The following is a 15812-nucleotide window of genomic DNA, read 5'->3' as shown; positions in this document are numbered from 1 at the left end:
ATTATTCCCCTGTTAACGCCATCTGTTTTAATGTTACGAAATCCGTTTTTCCACTGCCTAATACTGGTAAGGCTTTAACCCAGCGGATATCCCGCGGAACAGCCAATTCGGTTAAACCCTTACTTTTCGCTGCAGCAGATAATGCGCCTCGGTCAAGATCCTTATCTGTGGTAAATAGCACCAACGCTTCGCCTTTACTACTGTCGGGTTTAGTCACAACTCCGTGGTCGCAACTTGGCGAAATCTCAGCCACCATTTGTTCAATGCTTTCAAGAGAAACCATTTCGCCAGCGAGTTTAGCAAATCGCTTCACTCGTCCTTTAATAGTGCAGAAGTTTTTATTGTCTAACTCAACAATATCCCCTGTGTCATACCAGCCTGGCTCTATCTCGCCCTGAGCATTCTCGGCTTTTGGCTCTTCTAACACACCCGGCGCTTCAACTCGTAAATAGCCCTTCATAATATTTGGGCCTTTCAGCTGAAGTTTTCCGCCGTGCTCAATGCCCGGCAATGGGATAATACGGGCTTCCATACAGGGTAAAATCTGTCCTACAGAGCCTTCTTTCGCCGCCATAGGGACATTAATAGAGACAATCGGCGCACACTCAGTCACCCCGTAGCCTTCAAGAATGCGAATACCAAATTTTTCGTACCAAATTTTCTTGGTTTTATCCGACAGTTTTTCGGCTCCCGCGACAACATAGCGTACTCTTGCAAAATCATACGGATGGGCAAAACGTGCGTAATTACCTAAGAATGTTGAGGTTCCAAACAGAACGGTACAATTTCGGTCATACACTAACTCAGGAATAATTCGGTAATGTAATGGGCTTGGGTATAGGAAAACACGGCTACCCGAAAACAGTGGAATAAATAACCCAACCGTTAATCCAAATGCATGGAATAGCGGAAGCGATGACATAAAACGGTCACGCGGCGTAAAGTCGGCAATGGTTTTTATCTGTTCAACGTTCGCCATTAAGCTTCGATGACTATGTACTACGCCTTTTGGCGTTCCTTCAGAGCCAGAGGTAAACAATACAATAGCTTCATCATCCACATTTCGAGGAATAATCGCATTACGTGGTGAAAATAAGTGCTTAGCAATCCACCATTTATCTTGGAAAGTGACAGTATCTTTTAAATCTTCGAGGTAAATCCACGTGGCTTCAGGTACTTGCTCAGGAATATGGGTCAGCTTCCCTTTTTCCAAAAATTGTCTTGAGGTGAAAACCACTTTTGCCGTCGATGCTTTCAGTGCATTACTGATCCCATGACTCCCCGCAGTGTAGTTCAGCATCGCAGGCACTCGCCCACGCATTAAACAACCGAAAATTGCTGCCGCGGTCACTGTCGCATTGGGTAGCAATAACCCTACACGCTCATTTTCATGGGTATAGCGTTCGATAATTCGTCCAACACCAAGGGATTTTTTTAGTAATCCTTGATAGCTATCCTCTTTAAAGGCGATATCTTCAATACAGCGAGAACGACGTCCATAACGCTCAATACTATCAATAAAGGCTTCGACTAATGTCATTTGCGGGCGGCTTGCCATACGTGCCGCTTTCATGATTTGGTAAAGATGTTCTCCCGCTAGTGCTCGGCGCTCAACCGCACGAGGTGCATCCGGCATAGGAATGGCTTCAGCAGGTAGGATATGTAACTTGATTTTCGGGAACCACTTTAACGGGATAACCCCTTTTAAGCGCCCAAAATGACTTCGCTCAGCACCATCAATACGAATAGGGACAATTTTTGCCCCTGATTTAGCAGCGACGAAAGCAGCGCCTTCATAGATCTTCATTAAAGAGCCATGAACAGAAATGCGGCCTTCTGGGAAAATAACGATGGGGCGACCTTTGTCCACTTCACGAACAAGGTGTCTGAGACCTAATGGATTTTTTGGATCTAATGCAACAACATCGGCATAAGGCTTAAGACGCTTGATCATCTTAGGCGTCGCCACCGTGCTATACACAGCAAATACAGGTCTTACTGGTAAGAATAGCGCAATCAACACACCATCAAGAAAAGAGACATGGTTTGGCGTAATGATACATTTGTCTTGATTGAACTCATTTGGGTTGCCAATGACTTCGACACGAAACAAAAACTTCAGTACTTTTTTTATTATCTTTGCCAACATAATGATTCCCTTTCTTATGATGATAATTTTATCTATTGATTAACAATTAGATACTACAATAATTATCTCGATACCCATGCACCTCATTAAGGGGTTTATTCCTAAAGGTACTGGTATACCTAATATTTATCTCAAATTTGCGATCTGGTTAATGATAGCATCAATGGATTGATTGGCATCAATAACGTGGTGCGCAGTCGATAAATAGATAGGATCACGCTGCTCCATTACCTCTTCAATTTCTTCAAGCAGTGATTTTCCGGTTAAGCTCGGTCGCTGTTCTGCTTGAGGCTCTGCCGCCAGCCGCTGTGCGAGAGTTTCTGGGGTTGAACGTAAATAAATAACCGTTCCATTATCTCGCATAACCTGCTGATTCTCAGAGGCTAAAATAATCCCGCCCCCTGTTGAAACAATCGCTTTTTGTGGTTCGATTGAAGCAAGAATTTGGCTTTCAAGCTGACGAAAATAGTTCCAACCTTGTTGCTTGACAATGTCAGCGATGCTCATTCCTGCATGTTCAAAAATAAGTTTGTCAGTGTCAATAAACTGGTAACCCGTTTTTTCCGCGAGTTTCTTACCAATTGTTGTTTTTCCTGAGCCTCTAGGCCCAATAATGTAGAACATCTATATTCATCCCATCATCATGATTACTATGATAAATTTGCCATACACATGCTTCTAGCGGGTTAGCCTAAATGGCGAATAGCCTAAAAAATAAAGCCACACGCAGTGTGGCTCGAAATTATTATGATTAAATTATGGTCGACTTAAAAAATCACCGTAACCAATCCATTTATAAGTAGTCAGAGCATCTAACCCCATAGGTCCACGGGAATGGGGTTTTTGGGTACTCACAGCCACTTCCGCACCGAGTCCAAACTGTCCACCATCGGTAAAACGGGTGCTGGCATTCACGTATACCGCAGCTGAATCCACACGCTGTACAAAGTAATCCGCTTGGTGAATAGATTCCGTTAAGATGGCGTCAGAATGCGCGGTACCATAATGGCGAATATGCTCAATAGCGGCATCAATCCCTGAAACAATTTCAACGTTCAAGTCCAAAGATAACCATTCATCAACTAAGTTTTCCGCTTGAACAGGCACCACTTTAGCCACACCATCTTTCAAGAATGCCATTGCTTTTTCGCTGGCGTGTAATGTCACTTGCTGCTGAGCCATTTTCTCACTTAAACGCGGTAAGAAACTCGCTGCAATATTTTCATGAACCAACAGTGTTTCCAATGAATTACATGCGCTTGGGCGCTGAACTTTAGCATTAGTAATGACACTTAGTGCCTTATCAAAATCCACAGAGTCATCTACAAAAGTATGGCAAACACCAATTCCGCCAGTGATCACCGGGATCGTGGATTGTTCACGACATAGTTTATGTAACCCTGCACCACCGCGAGGGATCAGCATATCCACATAGCGATCCAATTTTAACAATTGGGTCACTAATTCACGATCCGGATTATTGATTGCCTGTACTGCATTGGCTGGCAGCCCGCTATTTTTCAGCGCTTGCTGAATAACCTCTACCACCGCAAGATTGGTATTATGCGTCTCTTTTCCACCACGCAGAATGACCGCATTTCCCGTTTTTAAACATAAAGAAGCGACATCCACAGTGACATTAGGACGAGCTTCATAGATAACTCCAATGACCCCTAACGGAACACGGCGACGTTGTAAATTTAACCCGCTATCTAACTCGCTACCATCAAGGACTTGCCCTACCGGATCAGCCAGTTGGCACACTTTTCTGACGTCATCCGCGATGCTTTTTAAGCGCGCTTGGGTCAGCAATAAACGATCTTGTAATGCCTCACTCATACCGCTTTGTTGAGCTTGAGCCATATCCAGCTGATTAGCCGCTAAAATACTGGCACTCTTTTGCTCTAAGAGATCAGCAATTTGCTCAAGTGCACTATTTTTTTGTTTGGTATTAAATTGAGCCAACTGCCATGACGCTTCGCGCGCCGCTTTACCCATTTGTTCTAACATAATTAACTCACTATCATATCGTCGCGATGAACGGCTACTGAGCCATGTTCATAGCCAAGGATTTTACCAATATCTTGGGAATGGTGACCGGCAATCATTCTGAGCGCATCACTATTATAGTGGCTTACGCCATGTGCCAAATCTTTACCTGCCATATTGCGAATACGGATCACTGCGCCACGGGAGAAATCGCCTTCAATTTTCTTAATGCCTTTTGGCAATAACGAACTACCTTTTTCAGTGATGGCTAATTGTGCGCCGTCATCAATGTAAACATCGCCCGCCGCTGGCGCCCCAAAAATCCAGCGTTTACGGTTTTCCATTGGATTTTTCTGCCCATAAAAACGAGTTCCTACAGGGATATTTTCAATCACTGAATTGATGACATCTGGTTTATTTCCCGCTGCAATGAATACGTCAATCCCAGCACGGCCTGCAACATCTGCCGCCTGTAATTTTGTTGCCATTCCACCGGTGCCTAAGCCCGTTACACTATCCCCTGCCATACGGCGTAAATCATCATTAATACCGTGAACTTCAGGGATTAATTTTGCGTTCGGATTACTGCGAGGATCCGCGTCATACAGGCCTTCAATATCGGTTAATAACAGTAATTTATCTGCATCACCAAGAATGGCAGCAAGTGCGGATAGGTTATCGTTATCCCCTACTTTAATTTCTGCCGTCGCCACTGCATCATTTTCATTAATCACCGGAATAATGCCGTTATCTAACAGCGCTTGCAGTGTGTCTCGCGCATTTAAAAAACGTTCGCGATCTTCAAGATCTGCACGCGTTAATAGCATTTGTCCAATGTGGATCCCATAGATGGAAAAAAGCCTTTCCCATAATTGGATTAAACGACTTTGACCGACCGCCGCCAGCAGCTGTTTAGATGCAATGGTGGCCGGCAGTTCGGGGTAATTGAGATGTTCACGCCCTGCGGCAATTGCGCCAGACGTGACAATAATAATTCGGTGACCTTTTTCATATTGCTGCGCACACTGTCTAACCAACTCAACAATGTGAGCTTGATTTAAACGACGTGAACCCCCTGTTAAGACACTTGTGCCAAGTTTGACCACGAGTGTTTGGCTATTTTTCATCATTTTTCTGCCATTAGGATTAATAAATACAAAGTGGGTATCAGTTTTATCAGGAGATGCGCGTTATGCCAACAGGCATAACGCAAAATTAAACAAAAGTTGGTTTAAAACAATTTTATGCGCTTAATTCCAGCTTTAATTCTGTCATTAAGGGGGATGGGAACAAGCTTAACTCTAGGGCAGATAATTGCTGGGTAAGGCGTTGATGGAAGGCATGCAGGTTCTTTTCGACGGCTTCCGTCGTTGCGGCATCTTTCAAGGTTTTTGCTTGCCAACTTCCCTGATTGTTGTAGATCCCTAACTTGTAAGCAAATTCGAAGCCTTCATCCATAGGGGCTAGTTCTAACCACCATCCCCAAAACTCACGTTTTTCAGGCGCGATATTCGCATTAACACAGACAACCAAGCTATCAAAAAAGTAGCAGTTTTTGATAGATTGTTGCTCACGTAAATAAGGCCCTATCGCAGCAAATTTCTTTAAAAATTTTCCATTTGTGTAATCAGTCGGTAACGCCATATTAAGGATCTCCTTCTTGGGAAGATCCCTTTTTAGCAAATGTTAAAAAATAAGCAAGCTATTCAATACAATTATAATATTTTACTTTCTAACCATTTGGTTGTATCTGACATTGATCGCTCGAAAGCCTCTAATATAGGGCTACTCGGCAACGTCAACAAATGACTATCCATAGACGAACGAGCGATTAAGTCTGAATCAGCTTTCGGACTGTAGGGATCATTTTTAAAACATACTGACATCATCGGGACTTGGTTACGGCGACCTAACAAACCTTGATTACGCAGTGAATAGCAGCTGAGTTCATGGCGTAATGATTGACCATCAACTTGATAAACCCCTAAGCGGCTAGCAAAAACATCCAGCACCATACGGGGGATATCTTTTTGGTATTTTTCTTCATGCAATAGGCTATGAACGATAGGACCAATCACCGCTACTGCTTTGATTTTATCTGGGCACATATACGCTAAACGAACAGCGATATTCGCGCCAAAACGGATCCCTGTGATGGCAAATCGTGTGTGGTCAATCCATGGAATGGTGTCGAGCTGGCGAACTATCTGTTCATGCAACGTGCTGGTTTCTTGCGAAAGGCTGTATTTACTGGAATAACCGATAGATGGCATATCCAGCGTTAACATCGCAATCCCTCGAGGCTCTAAATACTCTCTAAAGTAGCGGCTGTAATCTGTCTGTAGGCTATCAAGCATGCCACAAACCATCACGGTTGGGTAAGGACCTTGAACATTCGATGGTATGTGTAAAAAGCCACAGACTTCTTTACCACCATCGACTTTGAATGGGATTTTTTTCAATTGGTACTGTGAGAATTTTGCCGCGCTATCATAAGCCTTACAGGCTAATACAATCGCTTGATCCGCCAGTTCATCCCCTTTAATAAACGGGTAAGCCGCAATGCTGTATAAGTTAGCGGCACGCAGCCACGCATCACACGCTTCCTGACCTTTTTCAAATTCTAAGGCTTTTTGCTGCCAGCGCATGGCTTGATTAGACCATTCAAAACACCAATTACCACGGCGATTGCCAATGACAGTATCAAGCCATTCATCACGGCTGCGTTTAGCATCTGAGATGGCAATACGGCTTAAAACTTCTTCAATTTCAATCGCATCAATACCACGCCAAATCCACATTAACCGGTTGAGAGTACGATACCAATGATTATGTGAAGAGCCACTTAATACACTGTGGTTCTCTAATTGGGACAAAGTATGAGAGGAATAAGAAACCAACGTTGATGTTTCAACTTGTCTAACGCGAGGTTTAAAAAGTTTTTCGGATAAATTTTGCTGAGTCATGTGGGTTCCCTACTTTTACCTATTAAATCTGTCACATAAACAAAAAGGGAGTGCATTTCGCACTCCCCTCTATCATATCGTGTTTAGCTCAAATCACTTAGGTAATAATGTGTTGTTTTTATCAAACAACCCTATCACGGCTAAACAGATTTAAATTATTTCGTTCGGACTACTTATCTTGTTCGCACAGAGGATCGATAAACACAACGCCCATATCCCAAGGCTGTTCAATCCAAGTGTTTTGTGGGATATCAACCACATAATCATCCACTAATGGGCGACCTGCTGGTTTTGCAAAGATAGTCACGAAGTGTGCTTTTGGATACATGTCGCGGATAGCTTTCGCTGTGCCACCAGTATCCACTAAATCGTCAATCACGATAAAGCCTTCACCATCGCCTTCAGCGCGTTTGATTACATTCAATTCGCGTTGGTTATCATGGTCATAGCTAGAGATACAAACGGTGTCAACATGACGAATACCCAGCTCACGCGCTAACAGTGCGCCAGGGACTAAACCACCACGGCTAACTGCGATGATACCAGTCCATTGTTTTGCTGGTAATAAACGTTGTGCGAGTTTACGGGCATGTATTTGCAACATATCCCACGTTACGACATATTTTTCGCTCATAAAATTCGGGTCCCGAAGGTGAGTAAAACAGAAATGTGTCTTGCGGAAAAAAGGTTGCGCGAGATTATAGTGATTTGACGCAGGAAAAACCAGCGAAACCATCCCACTAAATGAATTATTCTTATTAACGCTCTCCATTATTCGATAGAAAGTGTTATACTGAATCAATACTTAAAACCGCTTAAAACCTGAGTTATTACACTTAAGTGCAATCTTAAATTAAGCGACCAACGCCGTCAGTCGATTGTTTTGGGTGTAAGCCAATCCCCAGCTTGAAATATGACGGAAAGATTACGATCAAAGTGTCAAGGAGAAGAACGTGTCACAATTATCAACGCTAAAACCACAACCACTGTGGGATATTTTCGCTAAAATCTGCTCCATTCCTCACCCATCAAAACACGAAGAAGCTTTAGCCGCCCACATCATGGAGTGGTCTAAAGGGAAAGGTTTTCACGTTGAGCGCGACCAAGTTGGTAATATCTTAATCCGTAAACCGGCGACAAAAGGCTACGAAAACCGCAAGCCTGTTGTACTGCAAGCTCACTTAGACATGGTGCCGCAAAAAAATAACGACACAGAGCACGATTTCACTAAAGATCCTATCCGCCCTTATATCAATGGTGAGTGGGTCACTGCTGAAGGTACAACATTAGGCGCAGATAACGGCATCGGTATGGCGTCCGCATTAGCAGTATTAGCGGATGACAGCGTTGAACACGGTCCACTGGAAGTGTTACTGACTATGACCGAAGAAACGGGCATGGACGGCGCTTTCGGTTTACAACCAAACTGGTTACAAGCTGATATTCTGATCAATACCGATTCAGAAGAAGAAGGCGAAATTTACATGGGTTGCGCAGGAGGTGTTGATTTCACTGCCACATTTGATTTAACCCGTGAAGCATTACCACAAGGTTATAAAACCTTCACCATGACCTTAAAAGGCCTTAAAGGCGGTCACTCTGGTGGCGATATTCACTTAGGTTTAGGTAATGCAAACAAACTGTTAGCGCGTTTCTTAGCGGGTCACGCTGAAGACTTGAGCTTAAAACTGCTGGAATTCACTGGCGGTACACTGCGTAATGCGATCCCACGTGAAGGCCATGCAACTTTCGCGGTACCAGCTGATAAAGTGGCTGAATTAACCGCGCTGAGAACTCGCTACGAAGGCATTCTGAAAAATGAATTAGCCGCAGTAGAACCTAACCTAGCTTTACTGTTAGATGAAACAACGAGTGACTTAAAAGCCCTGACGAATGATTGCCAACAGCGTTTAGTTTTCTTCCTAAACTCGGCACCAAGCGGCGTTATCCGTATGAGTGATGTGGTAAAAGGAGTTGTTGAAACTTCACTGAACGAAGGCGTTGTGAAGATGACTGAAGACAAAGCGGAAGTAATATTCTTAATCCGTTCACTGATCGATTCAGGTAAAAATTACGTCGTTAATATGCTGACATCACTGACAAAACTGGCGAAAGCTCAACACCGTGCTGAAGGTGGATACCCAGGTTGGCAACCAGATGCAGACTCACCAGTCATGCATATTGTTAGCGACACTTACCAAAAACTGTTTGGTAAAATTCCAAATATCATGGTTATCCATGCCGGTCTCGAGTGTGGTCTGTTTAAAAAGCCTTATCCATTAATGGATATGGTCTCCATTGGACCAACCATCCGTGGAGCACACTCACCAGATGAGCGCGTTCACATTGAGAGCGTGGGTCAATACTGGACACTGTTAACTGCTATCTTAAAAGCTATCCCAGTAAAAAACTAAGTAGGCTTTAAGCTATCAATATCAGGGTCATAAGCGACAGTTTATGACCCTATTTTTCTCATTCTTTAAACATAATAAAAACTATAAAAGTAATGAAAGCTGCCTTTCAATTTGTGGATTCTGCAATGTCACATGCAGACCAACTAACCTAACCCCCCGCCCTGCTCGTCGATTTTCCCAAGCCTGCTGTGCCAACCGAATAAGATCCTGCTTATCTATAATGGGATAAACATGCTCTTGCGTCGTTTGCTGAAAATCCTCAAATTTTAATTTCACTCCTTGGCGAGCAATACGCAGATCTGGCTTCACTTTCTCTAAGCGAAAATGTAGCTCATCGTATAAAGTATCGAGTAAAGGCAAACACTCTTCCCACTGATGAATATCTTTGGCGAGAGTGCGTTCTACCCCAACGGATTTACGTAAGCGTTCGGTATTTACTGCTCGTTCATCAATGCCATGACAGCGTTCCCACAGAGCTTGTCCAAATTTACCCATGCTTTTTACCAACGCCAGCATGTCATAGCGCTGAACATCCGCGCAGGTCAATAACCCCATATCCGCAAGTTTTTGCGCTGTCACTTTTCCAACGCCGGGGATCTTTTTTAATGGCAGCGTGGCAATAAATGCCGGTAATTCCTGTGGAGTGATCACAAATTGCCCATTGGGTTTATTCATATCAGAGGCAATTTTGGCGAGGAATTTAATCGGAGCAATTCCCGCAGAAGCTGTGAGTTGAAGTTCATCAAAAATTTGCTGGCGGATAGCCTCGGCGATAAGCGTGGCAGAGCCGTGAAGCTGCTGGCAATCAGTCACATCCAAATAGGCCTCATCTAAAGATAATGGCTCAATCAGATCGGTATAGCGGGCAAATATTTGGCGAATATGATGGGAAACGTCTTTATAAACCGCCATACGACCGGGTACGACTTTCAGGTGAGGGCATAATTTCAACGCCAATGCCGTCGACATTGCACTGTGAACACCGTAGCGTCTCGCTTCATAATTTGCAGTGCTCAATACGCCACGTCGGTCTGCACTTCCCCCGACAGCCAGTGGAATATTGCGTAATTTTGGGTCATCACGCATCTCTATCGCTGCAAAAAAGCAATCCATATCAATATGAATAATTTTACGCATGATAGCCGCCCCAACCAATAATTACTGAATAAATATACAGTAGTTTTATTAGCTATGCAACCTTATTCATCTGATTGAAATGTATTCCTGAAATACTGTAAATAACCGAAAAAGTAAAAAGTTACTCCTAATTTATAGGCGCATTGCTTACAAAACGGATGAAACATATTACAACAACCACTCGGTCAATCTCATGTTAGTTCATTGAATTTTCTATTATTATGGATTATACAAATGCAAATTATATCAACGTCAGTGTTAAAAAAATCCGCTACGATAGGCTTACTACTTTTGGTTAGCCAATCCGCTTTCGCATTAATGCCGCAGATTGTAGCGCACCGCGCAGGTACCGCAGATGCCCCTGAAAATACCCTTTATGCTATAGAACAAGCCAAAAGCAATAAAGCTGATGCAATTTGGTTAACTGTTCAGCTCAGTAAAGATAATCAATTAGTCCTTTATCGTCCGAGTGATTTAAATGCTTTAACGGATAAAAGTGGCGTTATTTCTGATTATTCCGCCAAACAATTAAGCCAGATAAATGCGGCGTATAAATTTAATCAGAAAAATAACCAGCAACTACCTACTTCGCAAACCACTATCGTCACACTAGAAGATGTTTTAAAAAAATACCCCGATACGATTTTTTATATCGACTTAAAATCTCCTGATGCAGACCCTAATACTCAAGCTCAAGCTATTTTGGCATTATTAAATAAAACCAACGCGTTTAACCAAGTGCGTTTTTATTCCACTAACGATGCATTTTTAAAAGCGCTTAAGCCACTTTCCTCTAAACTGCAACTATTTGAAAGCCGAGATGAAACTCGCACCATGCTGGCAAACAGCGTAATGAGCCATCAATGTATGCTTGATAATGATAAATCTGCAACCCGTTGGTATGGTTTTGAGCTGCATCGTAAAGTTGAAGTCGTTGAGAAATATACCCTTGGTGAAGCGCGTTCACCAGCAACACTCTCATGGGATAAAGAAGCTATCGACTGCTTTAGAAAAAATGGCAACGCTTACATCATTGTATTTGGTGTAAATAGTGACAGTGATTATCAACTAGCTAAAGAAATTGGTGCTGATGCCGTTATGGTTGACTCACCAAAAGCTTTCAAAAAATAAAGACTAATTATTAAGCTACTTTATTTTGATAATGATTTATTCGATTTAAGTAGCTTATTTTTATTACTCATCTTTTCTATCCATACATTCCCCTATCTTATCTTTCCTTCTTTTTTAATAGTAAATAACATTCAATATTAATTACTTAGTAAAGTATCGATGCCAAAATAAGTAAATACATTTAAACACTTATTCATAAGGAATTTAACATGGCGATATCAAAAGGCTTGCTTTCTATCGAGAACCTATGGAATGAAGACTTAAAAAAGGTGGAAATTTCTTTCAAAAACAATGCGAATGAGTATGGAAATGTTTTTATTTTTTATAATCTTATGAATGGAAAAAAATTAAGTGATATCACAGAGTTCACTTTTTCTTCAACCGAACAGAGCTATTGGATGGGAGTAATCACAACAAAATCAGGAGAAAAATGGAGTAGCATCGCTGACTTAGCATGCAAGCTCAATGAGAAAGATAATGGCAAAGTCACTCTCAGTTTCAAGGGAAATACGCGACACATGTTTGTTCACTACCCTGTTTCCACATCATGCTCGACTTCATTACATAAAATTTAGTTTGCAATGAAATACATCACTATTTTTATCAAAATAACCTTAAAATAAAAAACCCTAGCAGCTCATTAAAGCAACTAGGGTTAATATTCACAACAGAGTAAAAATTACAAAATGCGGTTTTTCTCTAGCATTTTTTTGCGCGCTTCTTCCCGTGCCATACGCTTTTTACGCGCATCGCAAGGCTCAGGGCAGTCACAAACTTTCTCTACCCCAATGCTACTTAAACCGCCGCAACTGCCTTGGATACTTTTCCGCTTAATAATATACCCAAGGGACATACCTAAAAACGCCAACAAAAATAAGGCAAAGGCTGCAAGAAAAACATTCAACATTCTGCTTTCCTCCTTTTACTGTTTTTTCTGTAAAAATGGCTCGAATGCTTTAGTGTAACGCTCTTCGAAGCCTTTATCTGTCTTCACAATCATAAAAACAGGAATATTCATCTTTTCAGCAAGTGCAAGACCCGCATCTGGTCCCATCACATTAAAACCTGTAGATAATCCATCCGCACTCATGCAATCGTCGGCTAATACGGTAATTGAGACTAAATTGTGGGAAATTGGCTTACCTGTTTTTGGGTCAATTGTGTGTGAGAAATGCACACCATTTTGTTCAAAATAGTTACGATAATCCCCTGAAGTGGCGATAGATAAATCTCCCGGCTCGATAATCTCCTGTGCCGTTTGACTCACACCATCCGTTGCAGGTTTTTCAATCGCAATACGCCATGGTGTATCTTTGCCATTTTTACCTTTTGTACGGACTTCGCCACCAATATCAACCATATAATCCTTGATACCGATGGACTCTAAATATTCCGCCACCACATCAACACCATAACCTTTAGCAATGGAAGATAAATCAACATACAGCTCAGGAATGGTTTTAATTAAGTTGTTGTCTTGTACAGAGAGTTTATCGATACCCACCCATGCACGACGTTTTTCAAGCTCCTCATCTGTAGGTGCTTTTGTGACTCTCCCCTCTGGACCGAACCCCCATAAATTAACCAGTGGACCAACGGTGACATCCAAACCGCCATCCGTTAATTTATTAATCTCAATGGCTTTACTGACCACTTTTGCCGTCGCGGCAGAAACAGGGAATGGCACATTAACTTCATTGGATTGATTGAAACGACTTAATTCGGAACCAGGGCGATAAGTCGACATTTGGTCGTTCACTTCTTCCAAACGCTTGTCGATTTCGGCTTGGATAGCTTCCGATGAAGGCTCTGAAGAGTCTGTCACGAACTTAACAGAATAATAGGTTCCCATGGTTTGTCCCTGAAGATTCTTTTGTTCAGGTCCACCACATGCGGTAAGAAGAAGAGTGGCTGCGAATAGCAGCACAGGAGCAAATACTTTTCTGTTTAGCATAAATTTTCTCAGCGTTAATTGTAAGCGCCCACTAGAGAAAGAGTAGGTGCTGAGACGTCTAACAAACTCAACATTCACAAATCTAGAGAATACTCACGTTTAAAAATTGAATTGCCTATTTGGCGATTCACAGTTTACAACCAAAAAGAGGAAAAAAACCCATTTTTTCCTCTTTTTAATCAACAAGCGCCCAGTTTCCTGAGCGCTTAATAGATAATTCACAGTAACTAATCAGCCACCAAAATCATCCAGTAAGATGTTTTCGTCCTCAACACCAAGGTCTTTTAACATCTTAATGACTGCGGCGTTCATGACAGGAGGCCCACACATGTAGAACTCACAATCTTCTGGCGCAGGGTGATTTTTGAGGTAGTTTTCATACAGGACATTATGAATAAATCCTGTGTAACCGTCCCAATTATCTTCTGGCAAAGCGTCAGAAAGTGCAACATTCCATGTAAAGTTGTCATGCTCTGCGGCTAATTGGTCGAAATCTTCGGTATAGAACATTTCACGTTTAGAACGCGCACCATACCAGAAACTGATTTTACGCTTAGAATCTAAACGACGTAATTGGTCGAAAATGTGGGAACGCATCGGCGCCATACCCGCACCACCACCGATAAAGATCATTTCCGCATCAGTTTCTTTTGCGAAGAACTCACCAAACGGACCAGAGATAGTGACTTTATCTCCCGGTTTCAGTGACCAAATATACGATGACATAATTCCCGGCGGTACATCGGGATTACGCGGAGGTGGCGTTGCAATACGCACGTTCAGCATAATAATACCGCGCTCTTCTGGATAGTTTGCCATTGAGTAAGCACGTACTGTTTCTTCTTTGACATCAGAAACATAGCGGAACAGATTGAATTTGTCCCAATCTTCACGGTATTCCTCAGGCACATCAAAGTCTGAGTACTTCACCACATGAGGCGGGCATTCAATTTGAATAAAACCACCCGCACGGAATGGAACCACTTCGCCCTCAGGAATTTTTAACTTCAGCTCTTTAATGAACGTTGCTTTGTTATCATTGGAGATAACTTCGCATTCCCATTTTTTCACGCCAAAAATTTCTTCAGGTAATTCAATTTTCAAATCTTGTTTTACGTTAACCTGACATGCCAGACGGCAACCTTCTTTCGCTTCACGTTTATTGATGTGTGAAAGCTCAGTTGGCAGGATGTCACCACCGCCCTCTTTGATTTTCACACGGCACTGACCACATGAACCACCGCCACCACAGGCAGAAGAAACAAAGATACCCTGGTTTGCTAACATACCTAACAGCTTATCGCCTGCTGGAGCATCAAAGCTCTTCTCAGGATCGCCGTTGACTTCAACTTTAATGTTCCCTGTATTGACCAACTTGGACTTTGCAAACAGGATCAGGCCTGTCAGCGCCAAGACAATCAGGGTAAACATAACTACGCCTAGAATAATAATATCCATGAATTCTTCTCGCCTTTATAGCTGCACACCGGAGAAGGACATAAAGCCCAATGCCATCAAACCGGTCGTGACAAAGGTGATGCCTAACCCTTTAAGACCCGCTGGAATGTCTGAATACTTCATCTTTTCACGAATCGCGGCCATTAAGACAATCGCTAACATCCAACCAATACCGGAACCAAAGCCATAAACAATGGATTCAGTGAAGTTGTAGTCACGCTGAGCCATGAAAGATACACCACCAAAGATTGCACAGTTTACGGTGATCAACGGTAAGAAGATCCCCAATGCGTTGTACAGTGATGGGAAGTAACGATCTAAAATCATTTCCAGAATTTGAACCAGTGCCGCGATAACACCGATAAAGGTAATGAAGTTGAGGAATGAGAGATCCACACCTTCAACTAGCGCGCCGTCACGTAACACTAAGTTGTACACTAAGTTGTTCGCAGGGACGGAGATACCAAGCACCACAGTTACCGCAATACCCAGTCCAAAAGCAGTTTTTACGTTCTTCGATACCGCAAGGAATGTACACATCCCTAAGAAGAAAGCTAACGCCATGTTTTCGATGAAAATGGCTTTTACAAACAAGCTAATATAATGTTCCATGC

The 15812-nt window shown here is 42.5% G+C and carries 15 protein-coding genes; 3 read left to right on the top strand and 12 right to left on the bottom strand.

What is annotated here, in order from left to right:
• Position 1: 1 nt before the first annotated feature.
• From aas to gpt, 7 genes are all read right to left on the bottom strand, one after another.
• Positions 2-2149: a bifunctional acyl-ACP--phospholipid O-acyltransferase/long-chain-fatty-acid--ACP ligase gene (gene aas, locus GKR71_RS17525; protein ID WP_108479425.1), complete on the bottom strand. Its 2148-nt coding sequence runs from the start codon at positions 2147-2149 to the stop codon at positions 2-4.
• A 126-nt stretch (positions 2150-2275) separates the two neighbouring features.
• Positions 2276-2773: a shikimate kinase AroL gene (gene aroL, locus GKR71_RS17520; RefSeq protein ID WP_108479426.1), complete on the bottom strand. Its 498-nt coding sequence runs from the start codon at positions 2771-2773 to the stop codon at positions 2276-2278.
• 132 nt (positions 2774-2905) lie between these two features.
• On the bottom strand, positions 2906-4159 hold the full coding sequence (gene proA, locus GKR71_RS17515) for a glutamate-5-semialdehyde dehydrogenase (protein WP_154634641.1): 1254 nt from the start codon (positions 4157-4159) through the stop codon (positions 2906-2908).
• A gap of 2 nt (positions 4160-4161) precedes the next feature.
• Complete coding sequence (gene proB, locus GKR71_RS17510; protein ID WP_036954225.1) at positions 4162-5265, bottom strand: glutamate 5-kinase; 1104 nt, start codon at positions 5263-5265, stop codon at positions 4162-4164.
• Between the two features lie 115 nt (positions 5266-5380).
• A complete protein-coding gene (gene crl / locus GKR71_RS17505; protein ID WP_036954207.1) occupies positions 5381-5782 on the bottom strand; it encodes a sigma factor-binding protein Crl in 402 nt (133 codons plus the stop codon).
• A gap of 71 nt (positions 5783-5853) precedes the next feature.
• On the bottom strand, positions 5854-7104 hold the full coding sequence (gene frsA / locus GKR71_RS17500) for an esterase FrsA (protein ID WP_036954206.1): 1251 nt from the start codon (positions 7102-7104) through the stop codon (positions 5854-5856).
• A gap of 169 nt (positions 7105-7273) precedes the next feature.
• Positions 7274-7738, bottom strand: coding sequence for a xanthine phosphoribosyltransferase (gene gpt / locus GKR71_RS17495; RefSeq protein ID WP_108479429.1), 465 nt, complete (start codon positions 7736-7738; stop codon positions 7274-7276).
• Between the two features lie 319 nt (positions 7739-8057).
• On the opposite strand from gpt, the gene pepD reads away from it, so the two are divergent.
• On the top strand, positions 8058-9518 hold the full coding sequence (gene pepD, locus GKR71_RS17490; RefSeq protein ID WP_036954204.1) for a beta-Ala-His dipeptidase: 1461 nt from the start codon (positions 8058-8060) through the stop codon (positions 9516-9518).
• Positions 9519-9599: 81 nt separating this feature from the next.
• Here pepD and dinB read toward each other — a convergent pair whose 3' ends face one another.
• Positions 9600-10655, bottom strand: a complete 1056-nt coding sequence (dinB, locus tag GKR71_RS17485; protein WP_036954203.1) for a DNA polymerase IV — start codon at positions 10653-10655, stop codon at positions 9600-9602.
• Between the two features lie 234 nt (positions 10656-10889).
• Here dinB and GKR71_RS17480 point away from each other — a divergent pair, with 234 nt between their 5' ends.
• Both GKR71_RS17480 and GKR71_RS17475 read left to right on the top strand, forming a co-directional pair.
• Entirely contained in the window at positions 10890-11786 is an 897-nt protein-coding gene (locus GKR71_RS17480; protein WP_108479432.1) for a glycerophosphodiester phosphodiesterase family protein, read from the top strand.
• Positions 11787-11995: 209 nt separating this feature from the next.
• Entirely contained in the window at positions 11996-12361 is a 366-nt protein-coding gene (locus GKR71_RS17475) for a hypothetical protein (protein ID WP_154600391.1), read from the top strand.
• A gap of 104 nt (positions 12362-12465) precedes the next feature.
• On the opposite strand, the gene nqrM is transcribed toward GKR71_RS17475, so the two are convergent.
• The 4 genes from nqrM to nqrE all read right to left on the bottom strand — a co-directional run bounded on the left by nqrM (position 12466) and on the right by nqrE (position 15810).
• A complete protein-coding gene (gene nqrM / locus GKR71_RS17470; protein ID WP_006657399.1) occupies positions 12466-12693 on the bottom strand; it encodes a (Na+)-NQR maturation NqrM in 228 nt (75 codons plus the stop codon).
• 15 nt (positions 12694-12708) lie between these two features.
• Positions 12709-13740, bottom strand: a complete 1032-nt coding sequence (locus GKR71_RS17465) for an FAD:protein FMN transferase (RefSeq protein WP_108479433.1) — start codon at positions 13738-13740, stop codon at positions 12709-12711.
• 231 nt (positions 13741-13971) lie between these two features.
• Complete coding sequence (gene nqrF, locus GKR71_RS17460) at positions 13972-15198, bottom strand: NADH:ubiquinone reductase (Na(+)-transporting) subunit F (RefSeq protein WP_036954195.1); 1227 nt, start codon at positions 15196-15198, stop codon at positions 13972-13974.
• 15 nt (positions 15199-15213) lie between these two features.
• Positions 15214-15810, bottom strand: coding sequence for an NADH:ubiquinone reductase (Na(+)-transporting) subunit E (gene nqrE, locus GKR71_RS17455; RefSeq protein WP_006657396.1), 597 nt, complete (start codon positions 15808-15810; stop codon positions 15214-15216).
• Between the last annotated feature and the right edge of the window lie 2 nt (positions 15811-15812).

This window comes from Providencia sp. wls1922, from assembly GCF_009706505.1.
Taxonomy (GTDB): Bacteria; Pseudomonadota; Gammaproteobacteria; order Enterobacterales; family Enterobacteriaceae; genus Providencia; species Providencia lanzhouensis.
Note: the sequence above shows the minus strand (reverse complement) of the source record. Positions and strands in the feature narration are given on the sequence as shown.